Annotated in this window: 20 protein-coding genes; 12 read left to right on the top strand and 8 right to left on the bottom strand. The window is 63.9% G+C overall.

Features of this window, described 5'->3' with window-relative positions; genetic code table 11:
• Positions 1–3: 3 nt before the first annotated feature.
• Positions 4–462 (bottom strand): DUF4265 domain-containing protein, encoded by a 459-nt coding sequence (locus tag CAG44_RS05045; RefSeq protein ID WP_085589177.1) that lies wholly within the window; start codon positions 460–462, stop codon positions 4–6.
• Positions 463–475: 13 nt separating this feature from the next.
• Complete coding sequence (locus tag CAG44_RS05040; protein WP_025340189.1) at positions 476–1351, bottom strand: DMT family transporter; 876 nt, start codon at positions 1349–1351, stop codon at positions 476–478.
• Positions 1352–1599: 248 nt separating this feature from the next.
• On the opposite strand from CAG44_RS05040, the gene aceK reads away from it, so the two are divergent.
• Positions 1600–3315 (top strand): bifunctional isocitrate dehydrogenase kinase/phosphatase, encoded by a 1716-nt coding sequence (gene aceK / locus CAG44_RS05035; protein WP_085589175.1) that lies wholly within the window; start codon positions 1600–1602, stop codon positions 3313–3315.
• 127 nt (positions 3316–3442) lie between these two features.
• Here the strand turns inward: aceK and CAG44_RS05030 are convergent, their stop codons facing one another.
• The gene (locus tag CAG44_RS05030) at positions 3443–4303 is read right to left on the bottom strand and encodes a DUF6279 family lipoprotein (RefSeq protein WP_085589173.1); all 861 of its coding nucleotides are present in this window, start codon (positions 4301–4303) and stop codon (positions 3443–3445) included.
• Between the two features lie 130 nt (positions 4304–4433).
• Between CAG44_RS05030 and CAG44_RS05025 the strand changes: the two genes are divergently transcribed.
• A complete protein-coding gene (locus CAG44_RS05025; RefSeq protein WP_013973728.1) occupies positions 4434–5270 on the top strand; it encodes a S1 RNA-binding domain-containing protein in 837 nt (278 codons plus the stop codon).
• Here the strand turns inward: CAG44_RS05025 and CAG44_RS05020 are convergent, their stop codons facing one another.
• Complete coding sequence (locus CAG44_RS05020) at positions 5271–5651, bottom strand: hypothetical protein (protein WP_013973727.1); 381 nt, start codon at positions 5649–5651, stop codon at positions 5271–5273.
• Positions 5652–5838: 187 nt separating this feature from the next.
• Here CAG44_RS05020 and CAG44_RS05015 point away from each other — a divergent pair, with 187 nt between their 5' ends.
• The 3 genes from CAG44_RS05015 (at position 5839) to def (ending at position 7731) form a co-directional block, all read left to right on the top strand.
• The gene (locus CAG44_RS05015; protein WP_015271319.1) at positions 5839–6018 is read left to right on the top strand and encodes a CsbD family protein; all 180 of its coding nucleotides are present in this window, start codon (positions 5839–5841) and stop codon (positions 6016–6018) included.
• A 220-nt stretch (positions 6019–6238) separates the two neighbouring features.
• Positions 6239–7198, top strand: coding sequence for a YihY/virulence factor BrkB family protein (locus CAG44_RS05010; protein WP_025340186.1), 960 nt, complete (start codon positions 6239–6241; stop codon positions 7196–7198).
• A complete protein-coding gene (gene def, locus CAG44_RS05005; RefSeq protein ID WP_013973724.1) occupies positions 7195–7731 on the top strand; it encodes a peptide deformylase in 537 nt (178 codons plus the stop codon). The genes CAG44_RS05010 and def overlap by 4 nt, the downstream gene beginning before the upstream one ends.
• Here the strand turns inward: def and CAG44_RS05000 are convergent.
• Positions 7686–8054, bottom strand: a complete 369-nt coding sequence (locus tag CAG44_RS05000; protein WP_085691690.1) for a GNAT family N-acetyltransferase — start codon at positions 8052–8054, stop codon at positions 7686–7688. The genes def and CAG44_RS05000 overlap by 46 nt on opposite strands.
• A 354-nt stretch (positions 8055–8408) precedes the next feature.
• Between CAG44_RS05000 and CAG44_RS04995 the strand changes: the two genes are divergently transcribed.
• The 5 genes from CAG44_RS04995 (at position 8409) to CAG44_RS04975 (ending at position 11677) form a co-directional block, all read left to right on the top strand.
• Positions 8409–8666 carry a DUF2790 domain-containing protein gene (locus CAG44_RS04995; protein ID WP_004375752.1) on the top strand — a complete coding sequence of 86 codons (258 nt, stop codon included), beginning with the start codon at positions 8409–8411 and terminating at the stop codon, positions 8664–8666.
• A 451-nt stretch (positions 8667–9117) separates the two neighbouring features.
• Positions 9118–9543, top strand: coding sequence for a nuclear transport factor 2 family protein (locus CAG44_RS04990; protein ID WP_085691689.1), 426 nt, complete (start codon positions 9118–9120; stop codon positions 9541–9543).
• Positions 9544–9587: 44 nt separating this feature from the next.
• On the top strand, positions 9588–9932 hold the full coding sequence (locus CAG44_RS04985; RefSeq protein ID WP_013973721.1) for a YciI family protein: 345 nt from the start codon (positions 9588–9590) through the stop codon (positions 9930–9932).
• Between the two features lie 21 nt (positions 9933–9953).
• A complete protein-coding gene (locus CAG44_RS04980) occupies positions 9954–10439 on the top strand; it encodes an SRPBCC family protein (RefSeq protein ID WP_015271313.1) in 486 nt (161 codons plus the stop codon).
• Positions 10439–11677, top strand: coding sequence for an RNA polymerase sigma factor (locus tag CAG44_RS04975; RefSeq protein WP_038410076.1), 1239 nt, complete (start codon positions 10439–10441; stop codon positions 11675–11677). The genes CAG44_RS04980 and CAG44_RS04975 overlap by 1 nt, the downstream gene beginning before the upstream one ends.
• Positions 11678–11803: 126 nt before the next feature.
• Here CAG44_RS04975 and CAG44_RS04970 read toward each other — a convergent pair whose 3' ends face one another.
• Positions 11804–12274: a MaoC family dehydratase gene (locus tag CAG44_RS04970; protein WP_012273633.1), complete on the bottom strand. Its 471-nt coding sequence runs from the start codon at positions 12272–12274 to the stop codon at positions 11804–11806.
• 34 nt (positions 12275–12308) lie between these two features.
• On the bottom strand, positions 12309–13253 hold the full coding sequence (locus CAG44_RS04965) for an alpha/beta hydrolase (RefSeq protein ID WP_085691688.1): 945 nt from the start codon (positions 13251–13253) through the stop codon (positions 12309–12311).
• Positions 13254–13472: 219 nt separating this feature from the next.
• Between CAG44_RS04965 and fadD2 the strand changes: the two genes are divergently transcribed.
• Positions 13473–15161 carry a long-chain-fatty-acid--CoA ligase FadD2 gene (gene fadD2, locus CAG44_RS04960; protein ID WP_085691687.1) on the top strand — a complete coding sequence of 563 codons (1689 nt, stop codon included), beginning with the start codon at positions 13473–13475 and terminating at the stop codon, positions 15159–15161.
• Positions 15162–15518: 357 nt separating this feature from the next.
• Positions 15519–17216, top strand: a complete 1698-nt coding sequence (gene fadD1 / locus CAG44_RS04955; RefSeq protein ID WP_025340179.1) for a long-chain-fatty-acid--CoA ligase FadD1 — start codon at positions 15519–15521, stop codon at positions 17214–17216.
• Positions 17217–17319: 103 nt separating this feature from the next.
• Here the strand turns inward: fadD1 and CAG44_RS04950 are convergent, their stop codons facing one another.
• A complete protein-coding gene (locus CAG44_RS04950) occupies positions 17320–18627 on the bottom strand; it encodes an FAD-binding oxidoreductase (protein ID WP_085691686.1) in 1308 nt (435 codons plus the stop codon).
• Between the last annotated feature and the right edge of the window lie 9 nt (positions 18628–18636).

Here is an 18636-nt window from a genome sequence, read left to right as displayed (position 1 = left end):
GCCCTAGCGGAACTCTTCGGGGATGGCGTGGCGCAATACGCCTTCCTCGAAGTCCAGCAGGCCGGCTTCGCGCTGGGTGAGCAGGTAGTAGAGCAAGGTGTCGAGCGAGCGCTGCGGCGGGACCTCGACCGCCAGCATCTTCACCGCCTGCTCGGTTTCGCAGTTGCAGCCGAAGTCGTGCAAGGCCGCGCGTACCTGGTCCAGGGTTTCCGGGGGCTTGACGATAACCCGGAACACCGAGCTGCCGCTGCTGTGGCGCAGTTCGGCGAACCAGGTTTCGCCGGCTTCCTCACGGGTGTCGATCACGTCGCCCGGGGCGATGCCGTAGACATGGAAGGGAATGTTGTCGACGGCATAGCCGCCTTCCACGGCCTTGGCCCACAGGCCCTCGACCGAGGCGGGCGGGTAGCCGTTTTCGTCCTGCTCCAGGCGGAACAGGACCTTCTTGTACGCGTCGTTCATCCTGTACCCCGTTTCAGCTGCGTGCCGGGCGCAGCACCAGCCACAATGCCAGGCCAATCAGCAGGCCGCCGTACAGGTGCGCCATCGACAACGGTTCGTCCAGCAGCCACGCCCCCCACAATACGCCGAATACCGGGATCAGGAAGGTCACGGTGCTGGCCTTGACCGGGCCGATCTCCTCCAGCAGGCGGAAGTACAGGATGTAGGCGAACGCTGTGCACAGCAGGCCCAGGCCCAGCAGCGACAGCCACACCTGCCAGCCGCCCCAGCTGGCAGGTGGCTGGCTCAGCGCGCTCCAGGCGAACAGTGGGCTCAGCATCAGGGTGGCGCCGAGCATGCTGCCCAGTGCCGACAGGCGGCTGTCCAGGCCGCTGACCCAGCGGCGGGCGAGGAAGCCGGCAAAGCCGTAGCAGGTGGTGGCCGCCAGGCAGGCGAGGGCGCCTTGCAGCAGGGCCAGGTCCAGGGCCACCGGGCCGGCGCCGCTGAGGATGCCGACGCCGAACAGGCCCAGGAAGATGCCGCAGAGCTTGGCCAGGGTCATCGGTTCGCGGAAGAACAGCACGCCGATCAGCACACCCATCAGCGGCGTGGTGGCGTTGAAGATTGCCGAGTAGCCGGCGGGCAGCACCTGGGCGGCCACGGAGTAGAACGTGGCGGGGATACCGGAGTTGATCATGCCCAGCACCAGGCAGGCGCCGAGCTTGCCCTGGAAGTCCCAGCGCACGCGGGCGGCGGCGAGCAGTGCAACCAGGCCCAGGCAGGCGATGGAGACACGGAAGAACGCCGTCGGCACCGTGCCCAGCTCGGGGGCGATGATGCGCATGAACAGGAAGCTCGCCCCCCAGACGGCGGCAAGGGTCAGCAGGCGGGCTAGGGCGATGGGGCTCACAACGGTCTCCGGAGGCAGGGCAGGGGCGCGAGTGTACGCCAGGGGGGCTGGGGATTCTTGTGCTTTCTTGCGGTGTAAACCTGTGCCGGCCTCTTCGCGGGCACGCCCGCTCCCACAAGTTCTCTGCAATGCTCGGCCCTGTGGTAATCCTGTGGGAGCGGGCGAGCCCGCGAAGAGGCCGGCACAGGCTCCGCAAAAACCAAGAGGCGACTAAGCTCTGTAACTCAACACCGCACCGAGGTCCTCGCATGCCCCAGCCCTGGCCCGCTGTCGAAATCGCCCGGATGATCCTCGCCGGCTTCGACAACTACCGCGACCACTTCCAGCGCATCACCCTCGGTGCCCGCAAGCGCTTCGAGCAGGCGCGCTGGCAGGATATCCAGCGTGCCTCCGCCGCCCGCATCAATCTCTATGAAGAGAAGGTCGCCGAGGTCAATGGCTGGCTGCGCCAGGGCTTTGCCGAGGACGTGCTGCTGGATGTGGAACAATGGCCGTTGGTGAAGAACGCCTATATCCACCTGATCGACCCAAGGCTGGACGACGAGCTGTCCGAGACCTGGTACAACTCGCTGTTCTGCAGCCTGTTCAGCCATGACCTGATCAGCGACGGCTGCATGTTCATCCACACCACCCGACCGTCCATGCGCAGCCGTGAGCGCGCCGCGCAAACCCGTACCTATCGGCCTGACGCTGGGCTCAAGAGCCTGCTGCGGGCGGTGTTCAGCGATTACCCGTTCGAAGTGCCGTACGGCGACCTGGAAGGCGACCTGGCGCGCCTGGAGGATCAGCTGCGCGAGTGCCTGCCGGACTGGGTATGCAAGGATCCGAAACTGGCGTTGGAGCTGTTTGTGCCGGTGCTGTACCGCAACAAGGGCGCCTACCTGGTCGGCCGGCTGTTCAACAGCGACGAGCAGTGGCCGCTGGTAATCCCGCTGCTGCACCGCGAAGGGCACGGTATCGAGGCCGATGCGCTGATCACCGACGAGGCCGAGGTGTCGATCATCTTTTCCTTCACCCGCTCGTACTTCATGGTCGATGTGCCGGTGCCGGCGGAGTTCGTCAACTTCCTCAAGCGCATCTTGCCTGGCAAGCACGTGGCCGAGCTGTACACCTCCATCGGTTTCTACAAGCACGGCAAGTCGGAGTTCTATCGGGCGCTGATCAACCACCTGGCCAGTAGCGACGACCGCTTCGTCATGGCGCCCGGGGTACGCGGCATGGTCATGAGCGTGTTCACCCTGCCGGGCTTCAACACCGTGTTCAAGATCATCAAGGACCGCTTTTCACCGTCGAAGACGGTCGACCGGGCCACGGTGATCGACAAGTACCGGCTGGTGAAAAGCGTCGACCGCGTCGGGCGCATGGCCGATACCCAGGAGTTCGCCGATTTTCGCTTCCCGCGTAGCAAGTTCGAGCCGGAATGCCTGGCCGAACTGCTGGAGGTGGCGCCTTCGACCGTGGCGCTGGAGGGTGACACGGTGCTGATCCGCCATTGCTGGACCGAGCGGCGCATGACGCCGCTGAACCTGTACCTGGAGCACGCCAGCGAGGGCCAGGTGCTGGAGGCCCTGGAGGATTACGGCCTGGCCATCAAGCAGCTGGCGGCGGCGAATATCTTCCCTGGCGACATGCTGCTGAAGAACTTTGGCGTTACCCGCCATGGCCGGGTGGTGTTCTATGACTATGACGAGATCAGCTTCCTGACCGAGGTGAACTTCCGCCATATCCCGCCGCCGCGTTACCCGGAAGACGAAATGTCGGGCGAGCCGTGGTACTCGATCGGGCCGCATGACGTGTTCCCCGAGGAGTTTCCGCCGTTCCTGTTTGCCGATATCGGCCAGCGGCGCTTGTTCAGCCGGCTGCATGGGGAGTTGTACGACGCGGATTACTGGAAGGGGCTGCAGGCGGCGATTCGTGACGGGAAGGTGATCGATGTGTTTCCGTATCGGCGCAAGGGGCGGTGACTGTCTTTGGCAGGCCTGGCCTCTTCGCGGGCTCGCCCGCTCCCACAGGTACATCACAGGTCTCGAGGGCAGTGGGTTCCTGTGGGAGCGGGCAAGCCCGCGAAGAGGCCGGGCCTGCTTTCCCCAGTTACCCCTTCAAACACTTCAATTCACTGAAATCGGTACGAACCTTGCTCAACCGCTCCTGCAGGAACCGCCGCTGCTGCGGGGTACTCTGGTGCACCAGGTCCACCAGCAAGCTGCGCGCCTGCTGCTCGGTATTCTGATACGCCGCCCGGTACTCCGGCGTCCATAAACTCTCCTTGCGCTGCAACAACGTCGCCAGGCGCGGCTCGAAGCTGGCGTCGTTGCGCTGGTTCATCGCCAGCAGCAATTGCTGCTGCCAGTGCGCGCGGTTGGCGATCCATTCGCGGTTCTGGTCGCCCAGCGCCTGGGACCAGGCCTGCACGCGCTGCTTCTGTACCGCGGTCAGCTCGCCAAACCACGGCGTCAGGCGTTTCTCCATGCGTTCGGTACGGCGGGCGATCTGCTTGTCCAGCGGCGTATCCACATACTTCTTCTGCCGTTCGCTGATGTCCTCGCGGAACGCCTCGCGCATCTCCGCCACCTGGCTATCGCTCATGCCGCGCAGCAACTCGGTGGCCGAAGGGGTGATTTCCTCGGCTACCCGGCCAATCGCCTCGCGGGCTTCGCGGGTACGCTGCTGCAGGGCCTGGTCGGTCACCTGGTCGTCGGCGACCATGCCGCGTACCCGGTCCAGCCAGTCGAGGTAACCAGGCAGCTGGGTCTTGCAATGCCAGGCCAGGTGCTCCCGCAGGCGGTCGTCAAGCATGGCCTTCTGCTCGCTGTTCATGGCCAGGTAGTCGCCCAGCGACCACGGCACCAGGCGGTCGAGGTTGCGGTAGGCCAGGTCGATACGGCTGCAGGCGGCCAGGGCCAGGGCGCAGCCGATGGCGACGAGCAGGGCTTTGGACAGGCGTAGCGGCATGGGCTGTTCCTTGCGGTGCTGGCCAGACGGTAGACGCAAGAGGGACGCTGACGGTTCCACTGCATCAGCGGTCGGGCGGCGCGCTGGCTTCAGGTGTAGAATAGCCGCCTTGTCTTGAGGAACATCGGAAATGGCTCTGCTTGGGCGTTACAACAGTTTGCAAATCGTGAAACACGTGGACTTCGGCCTGTACCTGGACGGCGGCGCCGACGGCGAGATCCTGCTGCCCGGGCGCTACATCCCGAAAAACGCCGAAACCGAAGTGGATGACTGGCTGAACGTGTTCATCTACCTGGACAGCGAAGACCAGCTGATCGCCACCACCGAGAAGCCCAAGGTGCAGGTTGGCGAGTTCGCCAGCCTCAAGGTCAAGGACATCAACGGTGCCGGCATCTTCCTCGACTGGGGCCTGTCCAAGGACCTGCTGATGCCGTACTCGGAAGAGGCGCGGCCGCTGAAGATCGGCGACTACTGCGTGGTGCACGTGTACCTCGACAAGCGCACCCGCCGCATCACCGCCACCTCACGCCTGGACCGTTACCTGGACCGCACCCCGGCGGACTACCAGGTAGGCCAGCCGGTCGAGCTGCTGGTGGCCGGCGAGACGCCGATGGGCTTCAAGGCGATCATCAACAACCGCCACTGGGGCCTGATCCACAAGAACGAGGTGTTCAAGTTCCTGCGCTCGGGCATGCACGAGAAGGGCTTCATCAAGGAAGTGCGCGCGGACGGCAAGATCGCCTTGAGCCTGCAACCGGTGGGTGCTGCCCTGGCCGACAGCCTGCAGGAGCAGATCATGGCGCGCCTGGAGGCCGAAGGCGGGGTGCTGGGGGTGTGCGACAAGAGCGACCCGGCGCTGATCAGCAAGCTGTTCAACGTCAGCAAGGGCAACTTCAAGAAGGCCATTGGCGGTTTGTTCAAGCAGGGCCGCATCGTCATCCATGACGATCGCATCGAGAAGGCCTGATCAGGCCTGCACGAAGGTACGGAAGTCCAGCTGCTCGCCACCCGGGCGGGTGTCGCGCAGCAGCGAGTCGCGGTCGGCGCTGAGGGCCAGGCTGATGGTCGAGCGGCGCTTGCCGGGGTTGCGCACTTCCATCTGTTCCTGGTGAGCGCGCAGGAAGTTGGTCGGCACCTTCAGGTGCTGCAGCTCGTCGCTTTCCGGGGTGTGCAGCAGCAGGTTGACCCAGTCGGGCTGGCCCTTGCGCAGCAGCGCCACCGGCACCTCGAACCACCACAGGTTGCGCTTGCGGTCGAGGATGGCGAACAGGGTGTTGCTGCTGGTCAGCACCGGGCGGGCCAGTGCTTCGTTACGCCGGGCGATGGCGGCGGGTTTGTCGAGTTTCATGCAGGTTCCTGCGGGTTGACGCTATGAAGGCCTGCATTGTGAGGGGTGGCGGGTAGCGGGGCAAGGTTTTGCCAACCGCCTTGCCGTTCGGCTCGAGGGCGAAAAAACTGTTGGAACGCTTGGCGAAGGCGTCGGGTCCACCGACTGTCGGCACGGTCCACGTGCCCCCAATTGCAGGAGTTTTGCCATGAGCGGTACCAAAGACAAAGCGAAAGGCCTGGCCAACGAAGCGATCGGCAACGTCAAGCAGGGTGTCGGCAAAGTGACCGACAACGAGCGGCTGCGGGCCGAGGGTGAAGCGCAGGAGCTCAAGGGCGAGGGGCAACAGATCAAGGGCAACGTGAAGGACGCGGTGAAAAAGCCTTGATGTGAGTGGCCTGTCCCGGCCTTTTCGCGGGCACGCCCGCTCCCACAGGTACCGAACAGATTTCAAGCACTGTGCAGTACCTGTGGGAGCGGGCGTGCCCGCGAAGAGGTCGGTACTGGTGTAAGCAAATTCTTGCAGCATGGCCGGGATCAGCACAGCAGCGGCATGGTCTATTAGACTTACCGTGGTATACACGAATCGAGCGGCGAAAGGAGACGCTATGATTTTCCCCGACCTGCGCGGCCTGCCCCTGCACCGCGTGCTGGTACGCACCGTCAAGGAATTCCTCGACGACGAGATGTCGACCTACGCTTCCGCACTGGCCTACCAGATGCTGTTCTCGTTGTTCCCGTTCCTGCTGTTCCTGATCGCCCTGATCGGTTTCCTGCACCTGCCGGACTTCTTCTCCTGGCTGCGCCTGCAATCGGAACTGGTGCTGCCACCCCAGGCGCTGGAGCAGGTGAACCCGGTGATCGACCAGTTGCAGCAGTCCAAGGGTGGGCTGTTGTCGGTGGGTATCGTGATTGCCTTGTGGACCGCATCGGCCGGTGTACGCCTGATGATGAGCGCGATGAACGCCGCCTACGATGTGCCCGAGGGCCGCCCGGTGTGGAAGCGCATTCCGTTGTCGATCATCTACACCGTGGGCATTGCCGGCATGTTGCTGGTGGCTGCGGCGCTGATGGTGCTGGGGCCGCAGGTGATGGAGTGGATTGCCGCCCAGGTCGGCATGCAGGAGGTGATCGTCACGGTGTGGACCATCCTGCGCTGGCCGGCGATCATCATCCTGATGATGGTGGCGGTGGCGCTGATCTACTACGTGATGCCCGATGTGAAGCAGCAGTTCCGCTTCATCACCCCGGGCTCGGTGCTGGCGGTTGTGGTGTGGATCTTGGCCTCGCTGGGCTTTGCCTACTATGTGAAGACCTTTGCCGACTACAACGCCATGTACGGCAGTATCGGTGCAATCATCGTGCTATTGCTGTATTTCTATATCTCCGCCGCCGTTTTGCTGCTGGGCGCGGAGATGAACGCAGTGATCGAGCACATGTCGAGCGAGGGCAAGAACCCTGGCGAGAAGGACGCCGATGAGCACAAGGCCCGCGAAACCATTACCGTGCTGGGCCATGAGCACCCTGTACCGAGCGAGCAGCAATCTTCCGAGCCGAACCCCCGATGATCCGTGACATTCTCAAGATGGGCGACGAACGCCTGCTGCGCATCGCCCCGCCAGTGCCCGAGCACATGCTCGGCAGTGCCGAACTGCAGCAATTGATCGACGACATGTTCGAAACCATGCGCCATGTGGGCGGCGTGGGCCTGGCCGCACCACAGATCGGCATCGATCTGCAGCTGGTGATCTTCGGCTTCGAGCGCAGCGAGCGTTACCCGGATGCCGAACCGGTGCCGCAGACCATCCTGCTCAACCCGGTCATCACGCCGACGTCCAGCGAGATCGAGGACGGTTGGGAAGGCTGCCTGTCGGTACCCGGCCTGCGCGGCGTGGTGCCGCGTTTCAAGCACATCTGCTATGAAGGCATCGACCCCCAGGGCAACCCGATCAATCGCTTTGCCGACGGCTTCCATGCGCGGGTGGTGCAGCATGAATGTGACCACCTGATCGGTCGGCTGTACCCGTCACGCATCCAGGACTTTTCCCGGTTCGGCTACACCGAGGTGCTGTTCCCCGGGCTCGACGCCAGCGACGACTGACCCCGTTGCAGTGCCACCAGGCGCTTGCTGCGCTGGTAGCGCTGCAGGCGGCCAGCCAGGGCTTGCGGCAGCTGCTGGGCGATGTCGAAGCCCAGGCGCTGGTAGAAGGGCGCAAGGTCCGGGTGGCAGAACAGCCAGGTGGGCCCGCCAGCCTGCGCCAGCGCCGCCTCGACCAACCGCCCGGCCACCCCTTGGCTGCGCCGCTGCGGGTCGACGAACAACCCGGTCAGCCAGAAGCCATCGCCCACCGGGCTCAGGCTCAAGCCCGCGATGATGCCGGGGCCCCGCGCCACCCACAGCTCAGCATCGCCCGCAGCACGCATGCGTGAGCCGTGCTGGCGGTAAAAGTGGTCCAGCAGCCGGCGTTCCGGGGCCGAAAGTTTCGAACAGTACAAATTTTCAGAAATTGCGCGCCCTGCCCTGAAAGGTGGCCAGAGGCTCTGGCCCGATGTTTTGCGGTGAACTTGTCGCAGATTGTTGCATATCTGGCAAGGGTGAATGTCCGAGTTCGGGGTTCAACTATTCCAGGCCGGGAGTAGACTTTTAGCCATCCCCACTGGCAGTACGAAGCGGGATCGGTACTTCGTGCCATCTTCACCGCAGATGGCAACTTCTCCGCGCCGGGCACGGCAATAGAAGTCAATCGATCAGCTTGAATGCTCAAAAGGCAAACTCACATGAAACCATTACTGATTCTTGCATTGGTCGGTATGTCCTCGTTCGCCCTCGCCGATGAGGCCAGACCCGTCTCCAGCGAGCCCGTCGCCCAGCAGTACGACTACTCCATGAACCTGGACATCAAGCGGGTGATCAACCTGTCGACCATCCCCAACGTCTGCGAAGTGGTACCTGCGACCATGACCTACGAAGACCACCAGGGCCAGGTGCACACCATACAGTACCGGGCCATGGGTGAGGGGTGCCAACAGGGTTGAGCCCGCCAAGGGCCCGCCACAGCATTTTCAGCGCCTGTGAGATCGAGCGCCGCCCGCGCGGCGCTTCGCAGCACAAGGCTGCTCCTACATCTGTTTCTGGCCAGTAACGCCTGTGCCAGAGCACGCGAACGCCTTGTTTGTCCGACACGATATCGAGGTGGACGCCAAGGGACCGCGCGCCTTTGCCTCAGGATTAATTGGCCCGAAACAAATGTAGGAGCAGCCTTGTGCTGCGAAGCGCCGCCCGCGCGGCGCTCGGTCTCACAGGCGCCACATCACCCAAGGCATGCACCTTGTCGCCCCTACGCAATCCCCCGATATGCATTTCAAACCACACCCAACCCAGAATAATTTCCTCGACCTGTCGATTCCTCCGTCCCCCGTTCGACCATAGGTGAGAGCACGTTGCACCCCGTGCCCAATCACCCATGACCTGTCGGAGGAACCCCCGATGAGCACCGCAGCCGAAACCGAGATTCGCCAATTGATCGAGCGCTGGATGCAGGCCGTGCGCGACCGCGACATCCCCAACATTGTCGCTCCCTATGCCGACGACATCGTCGCCTTCGATGCCATCCAGGCCCTGCAATTCAAAGGCAAGGCAACCTACCAGGCGCACTGGGAAACGTGCATGGGCATGTGCCCCGGCCCGATGGTTTTCGAGTTCGCCGAACTTACCGTGCATGCCGCTGGCGACCTGGCCCTGGCGCACTGGCTGAACCGCTGTGGCCCCGCGGACAACGAGAGCCAGTGCGGCTTCATGCGCGCCACCGTGGGCTATCGTCGTCTAGGAGGCCAGTGGCAGGTAATCCACGAACACTGGTCGGCGCCATTCGACATGGAAACCCAGAAAGCCCTGTTCGATCTCAAGCCCTGAGCCGTTATCGCCAAACGCACTTTGTCAATGCCCTGGAGGCGACCATGAAATACCTGTGCCTGGTCTATTGTGACGAGGGGCTGCTGCACAGCCTGCCCGACAGCCCGGAAGACGCCGAATGCATGGCGTATGCCGAATCCATCCAAGGCTCCGGGCGAATGCTGGCGGCCGAGGCGCTGAAGCCGGTGCAGACCGCCACCACAGTGCGCATGCGCAACGGGCACATGAGCCTGACCGACGGCCCGTTCGCCGAGACCAAGGAGCAACTGGCGGGCTTCTACCTGGTGGAAGCCCGTGACCTGAACGAGGCGCTGAACATCGCCAAGGGCATCCCCGCCGCGCGGGTCGGCAGTGTCGAGGTGCGGCCGGTGCGCGAACTGCAACCCTGACAGCAATGGAGACCTACCAGCATGAGCCTTGCACACCCCGCGCAAGCGCAACACGAGTTGTCCATCAGCCGCCTGATCGACGCGCCACCGGCCAAGGTGTTCCGCGCCTGGACCGAGCCCCAGTGGCTGATGCAGTGGTGGGGGCCGCACGGCATGACCACCCCGGAGTGCGAGATGCAGTTGTGGATCGGTGGCCTGTTCCGCACCCTGATGCGCGCGCCGGATGGCAGCGAGTACCCGAACCAGGGCGTGTTCCTGGAGATCGCCGCGCCGCGGCGGCTGGTGTTCACCGATGCCTTCGGCCCAGGCTGGGTACCTTCGGACAAGGCCTTCATGACTGCCGTGATCAGTTTTGACGAGGAGCAGGGCAAAACCCGCTACACCGCCCGCGCCTGGCACTGGAATGCCGCCGATTGCCGCGCCCATGAGGAAATGGGCTTCCACCAGGGGTGGGGAGAAAGCCTGGACCGCCTGGTGGAGGTGGTGACCCAGCGGATGCCCGACTGATGACGGCACTGGCGCAGGTGCGCGCCGAGGTCGAGGCGGTCTACCGGAGCGAGTCACGGCGCATCCTGGCGACGCTGATCCGCCTGCTGGGTGATTTCGACCTGGCCGAGGAGGCCATGCACGATGCCTTCTTCATCGCCGTCGAGCGCTGGCAGCGCGACGGTATCCCCGATAACCCGCGGGCGTGGCTGGTGTCCACCGGCCGCTTCAAGGCCATCGATGCGCTGCGCCGGCGCGCCCGATTCGACCGTTCCCAGGCGGACCTGAGCATGCTGCTCGACGGCCAGGCGCAGGACCCCAGCGAGGAAGAACTGCTGGCTGACGACCGCCTGCGGCTGATCTTCACCTGCTGCCACCCGGCCTTGTCCGCCGATGCCCAGGTGCCGCTGACCCTGCGTGAAGTCTGCGACCTGACCACCGAGCAGATCGCCCGCGCTTTCCTGCAGAGCCCGGCCACCATCGCCCAGCGTATCGTGCGCGCCAAAGCCAAGATCCGCGATGCCGGCATCCCTTATCAGGTGCCGGAGCTGAACGAACTGCCCGAGCGCCTGGAGAGTGTGCTGCGGGTGATCTACCTGGTGTTCAACGAGGGCTATTCGGCGTCGTCGGGCGAGGCGTTGTTGCAGCAGGAGCTGAGCGATGAAGCCATTCGCCTGGCGCGCCTGCTGGTGCAGTTGCTGCCCGACCCGGAGGCGGTCGGCCTGCTGGCCCTGATGTTGCTGCAGGCGTCCCGGCAGCGCGCGCGTACCGATGGCCGGGGCAACCTGGTATTGCTCGAGCAGCAGGACCGTAGCCTGTGGGACCGGCAACGCATTGCTGAAGGCTGCGAACTGGTGCGCCAGGCCCTGCAAAGCCGGGCGTTCGGTGCCTATACCGTGCAGGCGGCGATTGCGGCGGTGCATGCTGAAGCGGCGACAGCCGAAGCGACCGACTGGGCGGAGATCGTCGGGCTGTATGACGTGCTGCAGCGGCATTGGCCGTCAGCAGTGGTAGAACTGAACAGGGCCGTGGCGCTGGCGAAGCGGGATGGGCCGGAGGTTGGGCTGCGGGAAGTGGAAGGGATTCTGGCGAGGGGAGAGTTGCTGGACTATCACCTGGCGCATGCGACGCGGGGTGAACTGCATTACCAGCTGGGGCATATGGAAGAGGCCCGGGCGGCCTGGCGGCAGGCGCTGGCGCTGACCCGGCAGGAGCCGGAGCGCAGGCATATCGAGCGGCGGTTGCAGGCTATCGAATGATGTTTGCTTTACTGGCCCTATCGCCGGCAAGCCAGCTCCCACAGGGTCACCACAGGCTTGAACATTGTGGTGATCCAGTGGGAGCTGGCTTGCCGGCGATAGGGCCGGTACTGCCTACATCACTTTTCAGCTAGCCACAAAATTCGGCGGCGACACCAGCTCGACGGTCTGCTGCTTGCGCGGTGCGAGGATCTCGGCCTCGCCCTGGACCACCAGCTCATCATTCTGGTTGTAGACATTGGTGGCGATGCGCACCTTGAACTTGGGCAGCTTCTCCAGGATTTCCAGGCGCACGGTCAGGGTATCGCCAATTTTCACCGGCTTCTGGAAGCTCATTTGCTGGCCCAGGTAGATGGTGCCAGGGCCAGGCAGGGTGCAGGCCACTGCAGCACTGATCAGCGCGCCGCTGAACATGCCGTGGGCAATGCGCTCGCGGAACATGCTCTTGGCAGCGAACTCGGCGTCCAGGTGTACCGGGTTGTGGTCACCGGACATCGCGGCGAACAACTGGATGTCGCGTTCTTCGACGGACTTCTTGTACTCGGCCTTCTGGCCGACTTCGAGGGCTTCGTAAGGCGTGTTGGTGACCTGGGACATCGGGGCTTCCTTAAGCGGTAGGCGAGGGCGGCTGTCATTCACTGCGCACAGGGCGGCCAAGAGCCAGCGCCTGTTCAAGCCAGCCGAGAATATCGGCGGTGACCTCGTCACGGTTGGTTTCGTTGAGTACTTCGTGCCGCGCCTCAGGATAGACGCGCAGCTGTACATGTCGATTGCCGGTCGCGCGCAGGGCGTCGGCCAGGTGGGTGAGACGCTTGCCGGCACTGACCGGATCACATTCACCACCGATTACCAGCAGCGGCAGGTTCGGATCGATCTGCGCGAGGTTACTCGGCTGGCTGATCTGCGCCAAGCCTTGCAGCAGGTCGAGCCACAACTGGTTGCTGCAGCGAAAGCCGCAAAGCGGGTCGTTGACGTACAGGTCGACCTGCGCCGGGTCGCGGCTGAGCCAGTCGAACGCCGTGCGGTTGGGCTTGAAGGCCTTGTTGAACGAGCCGAACGACAACCACTCGATCAGTGCACTCTTGCCCAGCGGCCCCTGGCGCCAGGCTTCCAGCCGGGCAATCAGCCGCGCCACGTGGTACAGCGCCGCCGGCTGGTAGTTGGAGCCGCTGAGGATCGCCCCATGCAGGCTGCCACTGTGGTGCAGCAGGTAGGCCTGGGCGATGTAGCTGCCCATGCTGTGGCCGAACAGGAACAGCGGCGTGCACGGGTATTGCTGGCCGATGTGCTGGGCCAGCAGCCCGAGGTCGTTGACCACGGCATTCCAGCCATGATGGCGGGCGAACAGGCCGAGGCTGCCCAGTTCGGCGGTGCGCCCATGGCCGCGCTGGTCGGCGGCGAACAGGGCGAAGCCGGCCTCGCTCAAGGCATGGCCCAGGTGCTGGTAGCGCCCGGCATGCTCGGCCATGCCATGGGCCAGCAACACCACGGCTTTTACCGGTGTGGCCGGCAACCATTGGTGCACGTACAGGCTGCAGTGCTCGCTGGCGGGCAGCCAGAAGGCGTCGTGAGGCATGGCGGGTCCTTGTGCGCACAGGTACCCGAACAGTGTATGCACAACCGACCGGATTGCAGGAAGGGCACAAATAAGATTCACAATGTTAATGGCGGCACTTGGCGTATATGCCGCCTTGGGCTTACCTGCTAACGTCGGATCAACGCCTTTTCGCTTTCAAGCGGGCAGGTGAAAGGACTACAGGACTTACAGCAGGTCCAGGCAGAGGAACAATAATAAATGCAAGCCGACTTCTGGAATGACAAGCGCCCGGCGGGCGTGCCTTCCACCATCGACATCAATGCCTACACCTCGGTCGTCGAGGTGTTCGAGCGCTCCTGCAAACGTTTCGCCGACCGCCCGGCCTTCAGCAACCTGGGCGTGACCCTGACCTACGCGGAGCTGGAGCGCCACTCGGCGGCCTTCGCCGCCTGGTTGCAGCAGCACACCGACCTCAAGCCGGGCGACCGCATCGCGGTGCAGATGCCCAACGTGCTGCAATACCCCATCGCCGTGTTCGGTGCCCTGCGCGCAGGCCTGATCGTGGTCAACACCAACCCGCTGTACACCGAGCGCGAGATGCGCCACCAGTTCAAGGACAGCGGCGCGCGTGCGCTGGTGTACCTGAACATGTTCGGCAAGCGCGTGCAGGAGGTGTTGCCCGATACCGGCATCGAGTACCTGATCGAGGCCAGGATGGGCGACATGCTGCCCACCGCCAAGGGCTGGCTGGTCAACACCGTGGTCGACAAGGTGAAAAAGATGGTCCCGGCCTATCAGCTGCCCCAGGCGGTGTCGTTCAAGCACGTGCTGCGCCAGGGCCGCGAGCTGTCGCACAAGCCGGTGCCGCTCAGCCTGGACGATACTGCCGTGCTGCAATACACCGGTGGCACCACCGGCCTGGCCAAGGGCGCCATGCTCACCCACGGCAACCTGGTGGCCAACATGCTGCAGGTGCTGGCCTGCTTCTCGCAGCACGGGCCGGACGGGCAGAAGCTGATCAAGGACGGCCAGGAAGTGATGATCGCGCCGTTGCCGCTGTACCACATCTATGCCTTTACCGCGAACTGCATGTGCATGATGGTCACCGGCAACCACAACGTGCTGATCACCAACCCGCGGGATATTTCCGGCTTCATCAAGGAGCTGGGCAAATGGCGTTTCTCCGCCTTGCTGGGCCTGAACACGCTGTTCGTCGCACTGATGGACCACCCGGGCTTCCGCCAGCTCGACTTTTCGGCGCTGAAGGTCACCAACTCCGGCGGCACCGCACTGGTCAAGGCCACGGCCGAGCGCTGGGAGGCGCTTACCGGTTGCCGCATCGTCGAAGGCTACGGCCTGACCGAAACCTCGCCAGTGGCCAGCACCAACCCCTATGGCCAGCTGGCGCGCCTGGGCACGGTGGGCATCCCGGTGGCTGGCACCGCCTTCAAGGTGATCGACGATGACGGCAACGAGTTGCCGCTGGGCGAGCGGGGCGAGCTGTGCATCAAGGGCCCGCAGGTGATGAAAGGCTACTGGCAGCAGCCCGAGGCCACGGCCCAGGCCCTGGATACGGAAGGCTGGTTCAAGACCGGCGACATCGCGGTGATCGACCCGGACGGCTTCACCCGCATCGTCGACCGCAAGAAGGACATGATCATCGTCTCGGGTTTCAACGTGTACCCCAACGAGATCGAGGATGTGGTGATGGGCCATCCCAAGGTTGCCAACTGCGCGGCCATCGGCGTGCCGGACGAGCGCTCCGGCGAGGCGGTGAAGCTGTTCGTGGTGCCGCGCGAGGGCGGGCTGAGCGTGGATGAGCTGAAGGCCTACTGCAAGGCCAACTTCACCGGCTACAAGGTACCCAAGCACATCGTGCTGCGCGAGTCGTTGCCGATGACGCCGGTGGGCAAGATCCTGCGGCGGGAGCTGCGCGACATAGCTTGATACCGGGTTGGCTTCTTCGCGGGCTTGCCCGCTCCCACAAGTACTGCACAGCATTCGAGAACTGTGAGGTCCCTGTGGGAGCGGGCAAGCCCGCGAACGCCGTGAACCGCTCTAACAGGCTATTTATAGCCCGATCTGCGACATTTTGGATAATTACTCTAAAAATGACCTGTATTGTTCATTGAGTCATTTTTGTGACCGTGAGGCCTGTTTTGGCCTCTAGGCGACCCCAGGCAAAGCTGTTACTCTCGGCCCGCTTTCAGATGATCCGGTTTGCAACGAGCCGTCATCTCATATCAATAATAAGCGCATCGACGCGTGAATCGAACTTCGCTGTTGCTGAAGGAGTGGGCTTCCATGATCGAACATTTTTGGAAGGATAAGTACCCAGCCGGGATTACGGCGGAAATCAATCCTGACGAATTCCCCAATATCCAGGCGGTACTCAAGCAATCCTGCCAACGCTTTGCCGACAAACCGGCCTTTAGCAACCTGGGCAAGACTATCACTTATGGCGAGCTGTATGCGCTGTCGGGGGCGTTTGCCGCCTGGTTGCAGCAGCATACCGACCTCAAGCCGGGTGACCGCATTGCCGTGCAGCTGCCTAACGTACTGCAATACCCGGTGGCGGTATTCGGTGCCATGCGTGCCGGGCTGATCGTGGTCAACACCAACCCGCTGTACACCGCACGGGAAATGGAACACCAGTTCAACGACTCCGGCGCCAAGGCCCTGGTGTGCCTGGCCAACATGGCCCACCTGGCCGAGAAGGTGGTGCCCAAGACTCAGGTCAGGCACGTCATCGTCACCGAAGTGGCCGACCTGCTGCCGCCGCTCAAGCGCCTGCTGATCAACAGCGTGATCAAGTACGTGAAGAAGATGGTGCCGGCCTACAACCTGCCGCGTGCCGTACGCTTCAACGACGCCCTGGCGCTGGGCAAGGGCCAGCCGGTGACCGAGGCCAACCCGCAGGCCAACGACGTGGCGGTGCTGCAATACACCGGTGGTACCACCGGCGTGGCCAAGGGTGCGATGCTGACCCACCGCAACCTGGTGGCCAACATGCTGCAGTGCCGGGCGCTGATGGGCTCCAACCTGCACGAAGGCTGCGAAATCCTCATCACCCCGCTGCCGCTGTATCACATCTACGCCTTTACCTTCCATTGCATGGCAATGATGCTGATCGGCAATCACAACGTGCTGATCAGCAACCCGCGTGACCTGCCGGCCATGGTCAAGGAGCTGGGCAAGTGGAAGTTCAGCGGCTTCGTCGGCCTCAACACCCTGTTCGTTGCCTTGTGCAACAACGAGGCGTTCCGTGCCCTGGACTTCTCGGCGCTGAAGATCACCCTGTCCGGCGGCATGGCCCTGCAACTGAGCGTGGCCGAGCGCTGGAAGGCCGTGACCGGCTGCGCCATCTGCGAAGGCTATGGCATGACCGAGACCAGCCCGGTGGCTGCGGTGAACCCGGCGGAGGCCAACCAGGTCGGCACCATCGGTATTCCGGTGCCGTCCACCCTGTGCAAGGTCATCGACGACAACGGCAACGAACTGCCGTTGGGCGAGGTGGGCGAGTTGTGCGTCAAGGGCCCGCAGGTGATGAAGGGCTACTGGCAGCGCGAAGAGGCCACTGCCGAGATCCTCGACAGCAATGGCTGGCTGAAGACCGGTGACATCGCCGTGATCCAGCCGGACGGCTACATGCGCATTGTCGACCGCAAGAAGGACATGATCCTGGTGTCGGGCTTCAACGTGTACCCCAACGAGCTGGAAGATGTGCTGGCGGCCCTGCCGGGCGTGCTGCAGTGCGCGGCCATCGGTGTGCCGGACGAGAAGTCCGGTGAAGTGATCAAGGTGTTCATCGTGGTCAAGCCGGGCATGACCGTGACCAAGGAACAAGTGATGGAGCACATGCGTGCCAACGTCACCGGCTACAAGGTCCCGCGCCAGATCGAGTTCCGCGACGCGCTGCCGACCACCAACGTGGGCAAGATCCTGCGCCGCGAGCTGCGCGATGAAGAGCTGAAGAAACAGGGTTTGAAGAAGATCGCCTGATCGACCTCACTGGCTTCTTCGCGGGCACGCCCGCTCCCACAGGTATAGCGCCGAGCCAGAGGGCTGCGCTGTACCTGTGGGAGCGGGCGTGCCCGCGAATGCTTCAGCGCAGTTTCTCCAGCATCTGGTAGTACCACATCCCCGCCGCCAGCAGCGGGTTGCCCAGCAAGTCCCCCATCGGCACCCGCACATGCTTGCACTGGGCAAAGGTGTCGAACTTCTCCAGCGTCCCGGTCAACGCCTCGGCCATGATCTCGCCCATGATGTGGCTGGTGGCAATGCCGTGCCCCGAATAACCCTGGCAATACCACACGTTGTCCGACAGCTTGCCCAGCTGCGGGATGCGGTTGACCACGATGCCCATGGCGCAACTCCACTGGAACTCGATCGGCACATCTTTCAACGCCGGGAAGGTGCGCTCGATGCACGGGCGCAGTTCGCCTTCGATATCCCGTGAATCACGGCCGGAATAGTTGGCGCCGCCGCCGAACAGCAGGCGCTTGTCGGCGGTCAGGCGGTAGTAATCGAGGACGAAGCGGCAGTCGTATACCGCCAGGTCCTGCGGGTTGATCTGTTCGGCCAGCTCCCCCAGCGGTGCGGTGGTGACGATGCCACCCATGGCCGGGAAGATCTTGCCCTTGAGCTGGCGCTTTTCCAGTTTGTGGTACACATCGCCGGCCAGCATCACCTGGCGCGCCTCGACCCGCCCGTGGGCGGTGACCACCGCCGGGCGCGGGCCGTGGACGATGTCCAGCACTTCGGAATTTTCGAAAATCAGCGCCCCCAGGCCATGGGCGGCACGGGCCTCGCCCAGGCACAGGTTGAGCGGGTGCAGGTGCAGGTTGCGCAGGTTCTTCAGCGCGCCCAGGTACAGCGGGCTTTGCAGGTGCTCGGCCATGGCTTCGCGGTCCAGCAATTGCACCTGCTCGCCCATGCCGCGCCGCCGGGCCTCGGCTTCGAAGGCGCGCAGCTCGTCCATGTGCGAGGGCTTCATGGCCGCGTGCAGGTGGCCGCGCTTGAGGTCGCAGTCGATGCCGTAGCGCGCCACGCGCTGCTCGATCACCTGGTGGCCGCGCCAGCGCAAGTGCCAGATGAAGTCATCGACCTCGGCACCCAGGCGGTTGCGCATCTGCGTGCGCATGGCTTCGTCGCCCGACAGGCTGCCGGTGACCTGGCCGCCGTTGCGCCCGCTGGCACCCCAGCCGATGCGGTTGGTTTCGACAATGGCCACCTTCAGGCCACGCTCGGCCAGTTCCACCGCCGTGGCCACGCCGGTGAAGCCGCCGCCGATGATCGCCACATCCACCTGTACCGTGCCCTTGAGCTGCGGGTACTCGGTGTGGTCGTTGAGGGTGGCGCTGTAATAGGACGGCGCGCGCTGCGCCGGGCCCTTGTTCAATGCTGCGTTCATGGGGGTTCC

Source organism: Pseudomonas sp. B13(2017), assembly GCF_002113245.1.
GTDB lineage: Bacteria > Pseudomonadota > Gammaproteobacteria > Pseudomonadales > Pseudomonadaceae > Aquipseudomonas > Aquipseudomonas putida_Z.
The sequence above is the reverse complement of the archived record's forward strand: the minus strand, read 5'-3'. Positions and strand labels throughout refer to the sequence as shown.

Excerpts from the sequence above, each read along its gene's own strand:
- fadD1 (WP_025340179.1), top strand. The coding sequence starts at position 15,519 with ATGATCGAACATTTTTGGAAGGATAAGTACCCAGCCGGGATTACGGCG.
- CAG44_RS04980 (WP_015271313.1), top strand. The coding sequence starts at position 9,954 with ATGAGCCTTGCACACCCCGCGCAAGCGCAACACGAGTTGTCCATCAGC.
- CAG44_RS05000 (WP_085691690.1), bottom strand. The coding sequence starts at position 8,054 with ATGCGTGCTGCGGGCGATGCTGAGCTGTGGGTGGCGCGGGGCCCCGGC.
- CAG44_RS04970 (WP_012273633.1), bottom strand. The coding sequence starts at position 12,274 with ATGTCCCAGGTCACCAACACGCCTTACGAAGCCCTCGAAGTCGGCCAG.
- def (WP_013973724.1), top strand. The coding sequence starts at position 7,195 with ATGATCCGTGACATTCTCAAGATGGGCGACGAACGCCTGCTGCGCATC.
- CAG44_RS05015 (WP_015271319.1), top strand. The coding sequence starts at position 5,839 with ATGAGCGGTACCAAAGACAAAGCGAAAGGCCTGGCCAACGAAGCGATC.
- aceK (WP_085589175.1), top strand. The coding sequence starts at position 1,600 with ATGCCCCAGCCCTGGCCCGCTGTCGAAATCGCCCGGATGATCCTCGCC.
- CAG44_RS04950 (WP_085691686.1), bottom strand. The coding sequence starts at position 18,627 with ATGAACGCAGCATTGAACAAGGGCCCGGCGCAGCGCGCGCCGTCCTAT.
- CAG44_RS05025 (WP_013973728.1), top strand. The coding sequence starts at position 4,434 with ATGGCTCTGCTTGGGCGTTACAACAGTTTGCAAATCGTGAAACACGTG.
- CAG44_RS04975 (WP_038410076.1), top strand. The coding sequence starts at position 10,439 with ATGACGGCACTGGCGCAGGTGCGCGCCGAGGTCGAGGCGGTCTACCGG.
- CAG44_RS05020 (WP_013973727.1), bottom strand. The coding sequence starts at position 5,651 with ATGAAACTCGACAAACCCGCCGCCATCGCCCGGCGTAACGAAGCACTG.
- fadD2 (WP_085691687.1), top strand. The coding sequence starts at position 13,473 with ATGCAAGCCGACTTCTGGAATGACAAGCGCCCGGCGGGCGTGCCTTCC.
- CAG44_RS04990 (WP_085691689.1), top strand. The coding sequence starts at position 9,118 with ATGAGCACCGCAGCCGAAACCGAGATTCGCCAATTGATCGAGCGCTGG.
- CAG44_RS05045 (WP_085589177.1), bottom strand. The coding sequence starts at position 462 with ATGAACGACGCGTACAAGAAGGTCCTGTTCCGCCTGGAGCAGGACGAA.
- CAG44_RS04995 (WP_004375752.1), top strand. The coding sequence starts at position 8,409 with ATGAAACCATTACTGATTCTTGCATTGGTCGGTATGTCCTCGTTCGCC.
- CAG44_RS05030 (WP_085589173.1), bottom strand. The coding sequence starts at position 4,303 with ATGCCGCTACGCCTGTCCAAAGCCCTGCTCGTCGCCATCGGCTGCGCC.
- CAG44_RS04965 (WP_085691688.1), bottom strand. The coding sequence starts at position 13,253 with ATGCCTCACGACGCCTTCTGGCTGCCCGCCAGCGAGCACTGCAGCCTG.
- CAG44_RS04985 (WP_013973721.1), top strand. The coding sequence starts at position 9,588 with ATGAAATACCTGTGCCTGGTCTATTGTGACGAGGGGCTGCTGCACAGC.
- CAG44_RS05010 (WP_025340186.1), top strand. The coding sequence starts at position 6,239 with ATGATTTTCCCCGACCTGCGCGGCCTGCCCCTGCACCGCGTGCTGGTA.